This window comes from Neobacillus fumarioli NBRC 102428, from assembly GCF_001591485.1.
GTDB lineage: Bacteria > Bacillota > Bacilli > Bacillales > Cytobacillaceae > Neobacillus > Neobacillus fumarioli.
Window position 1 is genome coordinate 1 of record NZ_BCUZ01000150.1, and the last position, 5,962, is coordinate 5,962.

The window sequence follows — 5,962 nt, forward strand, 5'->3', positions numbered from 1 at the left end:
AGCCGTAATATTCCTACCCATAGTTAATCGACAGTCTCAAAAATCCGCTTATTTATAGGTATTTATATGAATTTCCTGATTTAGCAGGAATCCTTCCGCTTATTTTTCAATGCCTAAAATCCACCTTTAACAGAGCTAAAAGTAAAGTAAATTGTGACTTGCCTGTAGGGGCTGACCGAGGTGTTTGCGCTTTTCTTATCTTTTGCATTTCTAGTTGAAGCTCTCAACCTTTACTTTCCCCTCTGCAACTGTTTCAGCATTTGCGAGCTCCAGAAGCTGGGCTTCTTTGATTCCTTCAATATGCTCGATAGCCCGGAGTACATCACTGTTCAATGCCTTATCAAGGGTCAAAACCATGATCGCTTCTCCGCCGACCTCTGTCCGGCCGACCTGCATGGTTCCGATATTGATTTGATAGTTGCCTAGCAGGGAGCCAACCTTGCCGATCATTCCCGGCACGTCGTGGTGTTTGATATATAATAGATATTTTTCCGGCTTCACATCGATGCGATATTGGTTAATTTTCAAAATTCGGGCGCCGTAGCCATTTAATACAGTTGCCCCGATTTTGGCAGTTTCAGAGCCTTGTGAGATAGACAGCTCCATGAAATTGGCAAAGCCTTTATTCGTGGCATTTTTTTGCACGTTATACGGTACGCCTTGCTCTTTTAAAAGATGAAGAACATTTACAAGATTTACGGAATCACTTAAATGATAGGATAGAATCCCTTTCAGCATCGTGCGAGTTAAAAGCTCTGTATCTTCATCAATTAAATCGCCATAATAATTGATTTCGATTTTTGTAGGGGCTAATCTTTTCAATAATTGAACAGCCAGCTGGCCCATTTGGTCGCCAAGAAGCAGGTAGGCTTGCAGCTTGGCTTGCGTTTCGCCGGACATTTGCGGCATATTGACTGCATGTTGAATATTTTTTGCTTCTAAAATTTCAATTATTTCTGCACTAACTTCTTGGGCTACTTTTTCCTGGGCCTCGACCGTTGAAGCGCCAAGATGCGGTGTTACAACAATGTTTGGATTAGTCAGCAATTCCGAATCGCTGACAGGTTCTTTTTCAAATACATCCAATGCAGCTCCGGCAACATGGCCTGACTGAATCGCTCTAACTAGCGCCTTTTCATCTATAATTCCGCCGCGGGCGCAGTTGACAAAGCGGACACCCTTTTTCGTCTTTTGCAAAAACTCTTCATTAACAATTCCTCTTGTGTCATTAGTTAGTGGTGTGTGAATCGTGATAAAATCAGATTCTCTGGCAACTGCATCAAGAGTTGCTTTTGTAATCCCCAACTTTTTAGCCCGTTCGTCCGTTAAGTAGGGGTCAAATCCTAAAATGTTCATTCCAAAGCTTTTGGCCCGTTTGGCTACTTCTGTACCAATCTTGCCCATGCCGACGATTCCAAGCGTTTTCTTGTATAATTCTACTCCTTTAAAAGAGTTGCGATCCCATTGGCCGCTAGCGGTTTTTTGATGAGCTTGGGGAATTTTGCGGGCTAATGCAAGCATCATCGCCAAGGTATGTTCAGTTGCCGCAATCGTATTAGCACCAGGAGCGTTAATGACAATAATTCCTTTACGCGTTGCGGCATTGATATCAATATTATCAACGCCAACGCCTGCTCTTGCAATTACCTGAAGCTTTTTGGCTGCTTGAAGTAATTCCTCCGTCACCTTTGTCTGGCTGCGGACAATCAAGGCATCGTAATCAGCAATCACCTTTTTCAACTCATCAACGGGTAGTGTCGGTTGCCGGTCAACGACAAAATGAGGATGTTCTAACAAATCCTTTAAGCCTGTTTGACTGATTCCATCTGTTACTAATACCTTATACATGTTTGATCAACCTCTCTTTTTTAAAAATTTCAATCCTGCTAAAGTTCAGATAGGAAAACCATATTTATAAAAAAATAGAAAACCCCTTTCCGAACGTTTTTTTCGTAATACTAAAAAAACGTCCCTCATAACAGACAGATGGTCATGTTATGAGGGACGTGAGATCACGTGGTGCCACCCTCTTTTACTGCCTAAAAAAGACAGCCTCAAAGAACAGTTAACGGTTTATGCCGGGCATGCCTACTAAAAAACTTCAGCAGCCAGTTCAGAAGGGCTGGGCAATCTTAAGAATGAACACCGGTTCACAGCAGCCACCGGCTCTCTGAAGTTCATGCTTAATGCCGTTTTCATCATCACTTTTCAATCTTTGAATTATTCGAAATTTCAAAATGCGGTTGAATATAGGATTTATTCTACATTCTTACCTCCGAGCTTGTAAAGGGGTAAAACGAAAAAAGTTTTTTCTAAATTTAAAAATTTTTTAGATATCTAAGTTAAGCCCATAATAGCGCGTAAGTAAGCGATTACAGATTTATAGACCAGAAACAAGTCTATTGTAAAATAATGAATAGAATCATATAATGTCTACATCACGAGTACAATTGTACGTGTTGAGAGGACATTTAAACGGGAGGCGAAATGATGAAAGGAATCTCGATTGGCTTATTAGGCTTAGGCACTGTCGGTGCAGGTGTCGTGCAAATTATTAAAAATCATCAAGATAAATTAATGCATCAAGTGGGCTGCCCTGTAACGATTAAAAAAATCCTTGTCAAGGATTTATATAAAGCGAGATCTGTTGAAGTAGAAACGGAATGTTTGACAACGAATGCCGATGAAATATTACATGATCAGGACATTGATGTAGTCATTGAAGTCATGGGGGGAGTCGAGGCGACTAAAGAGTATTTAATCACCGCCCTCCGGAATGGCAAACATGTTGTCACAGCGAATAAAGATTTAATGGCCTTGCACGGCTCTGAGCTGTTGACCGTTGCGTCGGAACATGGCTGTGATTTATTTTACGAGGCAAGTGTAGCAGGGGGGATTCCCATTTTGCGGGGTCTTGTAGATGGACTTGCTTCCGACCGGATCACGCAAATGATGGGAATTGTCAATGGAACAACAAACTATATTTTAACGAAAATGGCGAATGAAGGACGTTCCTATCAAGAAGTGTTAAAAGAAGCACAGGAACTTGGCTTTGCTGAAGCAGATCCAACATCAGATGTAGAAGGATTGGATGCCGCTAGGAAAATGGCCATTCTTGCCACATTAGGTTTTTCGATGCACATCGATTTAGAAGATGTTGAAGTGAGCGGTATTTCCAACATTACGGAAGAAGATTTAAGCTACGGTAAACAATTAGGCTATACGATGAAGCTGATCGGCTATGCACATCGCGAAGGGGAAAAAGTGGAGGTCAGCGTTGCTCCGACATTTTTGTCAGATACCCATCCGCTTGCCTCTGTGCAAAATGAATATAACGCTGTGTATGTTTGCGGTGAAGCAGTCGGTGAAACGATGTTCTACGGTCCTGGTGCTGGCAGTCTGCCTACAGCTACAGCTGTTGTTTCCGATTTAGTTGCCGTCATTAAAAATCTCAGACTGGGCGTCAATGGCCGCAGTGCGGTAACACCGCAATATCCAAAGCAGCTGAAAAACGATACGGAAAAATTCTCGAAATATTTCTTGCGCATCCATGTGCAGGATGAAGTTGGTGTATTTGCTGATATTACTTCCATTTTTGCAAGACATGGAGTCAGCTTCGAAAAAATCTTGCAGCTTCCAATAAAGAAAAATGAAACTTCGGAAATTGTTGTAGTTACCCATAAAGCATCACTAACGAATTACGATCGAATTTTACAGGAATTAACGGATCTTGAGGCAGTGAAAGAAATAAAAAGTGCGTATAAGGTAGTGAGGAATTCATGATGAGATGGCCAGGATTATTAGAAGCATACAAAGAGTTTTTACCGGTAACGGAACAAACTCCGAAGTTGACGTTAAATGAAGGGAATACCCCCCTGATTAAGCTTGAGCGTCTTTCAGTAGAATGGGGCGTGGAGCTTTACGTTAAAGTAGAGGGAGCCAATCCGACCGGGTCCTTTAAGGACCGCGGCATGGTAATGGCCGTTGCCAAAGCCATTGAAGAAGGAAGTAAAACTGTTATTTGCGCCTCTACAGGCAATACATCTGCTTCGGCTGCAGCATATGCTGCACGTGCCGGGATTAAATGTATTATTGTCATTCCGGAAGGGAAAATTGCCATAGGCAAGTTGGCGCAGGCAATGATGTACGGTGCTGAAATTATTTCGATTGAGGGGAACTTCGACCAAGCATTAAAGATGGTGCGCAATATTAGCAAGGAAGAACCTATTACACTTGTCAATTCGGTGAATCCTTACCGCCTGGAAGGGCAAAAAACAGCTGCTTTTGAAGTCTGTGACCAACTTGGGACCGCACCCGACATTCTTGCGATTCCCGTCGGAAATGCCGGAAATATTAGTGCTTATTGGAAAGGATTTAAAGAATATAACGATCAAAAAGAGACAGGCCTACCGCGAATGTTTGGCTTTGAAGCGTCAGGGGCTGCCGCTCTCGTCCATAATCGTGTATTTGAAAATCCGGAAACTATTGCAACGGCGATTCGCATTGGTAACCCGGCCAGCTGGGATTTAGCTGTTTCGGCTGTTCAAGAATCAAATGGTCAATTTGATGAAGTTACTGATGAAGAAATTTTAGCTGCCTATAAAAAATTGGCTTCATCCGAAGGGGTTTTTGCAGAACCTGCGTCATGCGCTTCGATTGCAGGCGTCTATAAAAGCATCCAAAACGGTAAAATTGCCAAAGGGACAAAAATTGTCGCCGTGCTAACCGGCAATGGTCTGAAAGATCCGGATACCGCCATCAAGACCAGCCTAGTAAAATCGGTTCAGCTGCCGAATGATGAAAATGCTGTGAAAGAACATATTCGAGGGGTTGTATTACATGCCTCTAAATAACCGATGGGTCATCAAGGTGCCGGCCAGCTCGGCCAACCTTGGTCCCGGATTTGATTCCATTGGTATTGCCTTGGATTTATACTTGACGCTGGAGGTAGAAAGAAGCGATCGCTGGGAGTTCCACTCGACCTCGGCTGAATTAAAAGACTTACCGGCTGATGAACAGCATTTTATTGCTCAAGTAGCCTTAAAGACCGCTGAAAAATATGGGAAAGTATTATCTCCATGTAAAGTTTTGGTTGAGAGTGAAATCCCATTGGGCCGCGGGCTTGGTTCAAGTGCATCCGCTATACTAGCCGGAATCGAACTTGCGGACATTGCTGGTAGGTTAGGTTTAACAAGAAAGGATAAGCTTGAATTCGCAACAGAGCTGGAGGGACATCCTGACAATGTCGGGGCATCGCTGTACGGCGGACTTGTTATTGGTTGTTATCAAGAAAATGAAGTGGACATGCTCTCATTTCATGATCTCCCCTTTGAAGCTGTCGTTGCCATTCCGAAAGAAGTTTTATTAACGAAAGACTCACGTGGTGTTCTCCCAATAAGCCTTTCACAAAGCGATGCAATCCAAGCTTCCTCGACAGCTAATCTTTTAGTTGCGGCCCTTTTGAGCGGAAATTGGAAACTAGCGGGAAAAATGATGGAGCGCGATCGCTTTCATCAGCCGTACCGCAAACCGTTAATCCCATTCTACAGTGAAATAGAGAATGCAGCTAAGGAATCTGGCGCATTTGGTGTGGCACTAAGCGGCGCTGGGCCATCTATCATTTGTTTCACGGAAAAAGGCCAAGGACACAAGCTTACCCAAACTTTGCAAAACAGCTTTCCAGAGTTGACCATGAAGTGTTTAAAAATCGATTGCTCGGGGAGCCAAGTATTTGAGGTGGAAGAAGACCAATTATGTATAAAAAAATAATGCAACTGGGGCAGCAAAGGACTGCCCTTTTTATTTGTCCGTAAGTATAAAACCTCTATTTAGGTCAATCCGGCCTTACCCTTTCATTCCATGGAGCCATTCCTGATAGCAGTCATGGCAAAGTATTTCATCTCTTTCCTCCGTATCAGACACAAAGGAAACATAATGAACATTTCTTTCTTCTAGTTCATCA

4 protein-coding genes and 1 other annotated feature are annotated in these 5,962 nt (G+C 42.9%); of the genes, 3 read left to right on the plus strand and 1 reads right to left on the minus strand.

The annotated features are described in order from the left end of the window. Positions 1 to 210: 210 nt before the first annotated feature. Complete coding sequence (serA, locus tag BFU02S_RS14295) at positions 211 to 1,848, minus strand: phosphoglycerate dehydrogenase (protein WP_066371970.1); 1,638 nt, start codon at positions 1,846 to 1,848, stop codon at positions 211 to 213. 149 nt (positions 1,849 to 1,997) lie between these two features. Further along, positions 1,998 to 2,211 (minus strand) — a binding site (T-box leader). Positions 2,212 to 2,487: 276 nt separating this feature from the next. Between serA and BFU02S_RS14300 the strand changes: the two genes are divergently transcribed. From BFU02S_RS14300 to thrB, 3 genes are read left to right on the plus strand one after another with little or no spacing between them, the layout of a single operon-like run. Beyond that, positions 2,488 to 3,783, plus strand: a complete 1,296-nt coding sequence (locus tag BFU02S_RS14300) for a homoserine dehydrogenase (protein WP_066371973.1) — start codon at positions 2,488 to 2,490, stop codon at positions 3,781 to 3,783. After that, positions 3,783 to 4,853 (plus strand): threonine synthase, encoded by a 1,071-nt coding sequence (gene thrC / locus BFU02S_RS14305; RefSeq protein ID WP_066371983.1) that lies wholly within the window; start codon positions 3,783 to 3,785, stop codon positions 4,851 to 4,853. Before BFU02S_RS14300 ends, thrC begins: the two co-directional genes overlap by 1 nt. Continuing rightward, positions 4,840 to 5,769: a homoserine kinase gene (thrB, locus tag BFU02S_RS14310; RefSeq protein WP_066371980.1), complete on the plus strand. Its 930-nt coding sequence runs from the start codon at positions 4,840 to 4,842 to the stop codon at positions 5,767 to 5,769. The genes thrC and thrB overlap by 14 nt, the downstream gene beginning before the upstream one ends. Positions 5,770 to 5,962: the final 193 nt, after the last annotated feature.

What these genes read in the sequence shown, in the direction of transcription:
- serA (WP_066371970.1), bottom strand. Translation starts at nt 1,848, where the DNA reads ATGTATAAGGTATTAGTAACAGATGGAATCAGTCAAACAGGCTTAAAG.
- BFU02S_RS14300 (WP_066371973.1), top strand. Translation starts at nt 2,488, where the DNA reads ATGATGAAAGGAATCTCGATTGGCTTATTAGGCTTAGGCACTGTCGGT.
- thrC (WP_066371983.1), top strand. Translation starts at nt 3,783, where the DNA reads ATGAGATGGCCAGGATTATTAGAAGCATACAAAGAGTTTTTACCGGTA.
- thrB (WP_066371980.1), top strand. Translation starts at nt 4,840, where the DNA reads ATGCCTCTAAATAACCGATGGGTCATCAAGGTGCCGGCCAGCTCGGCC.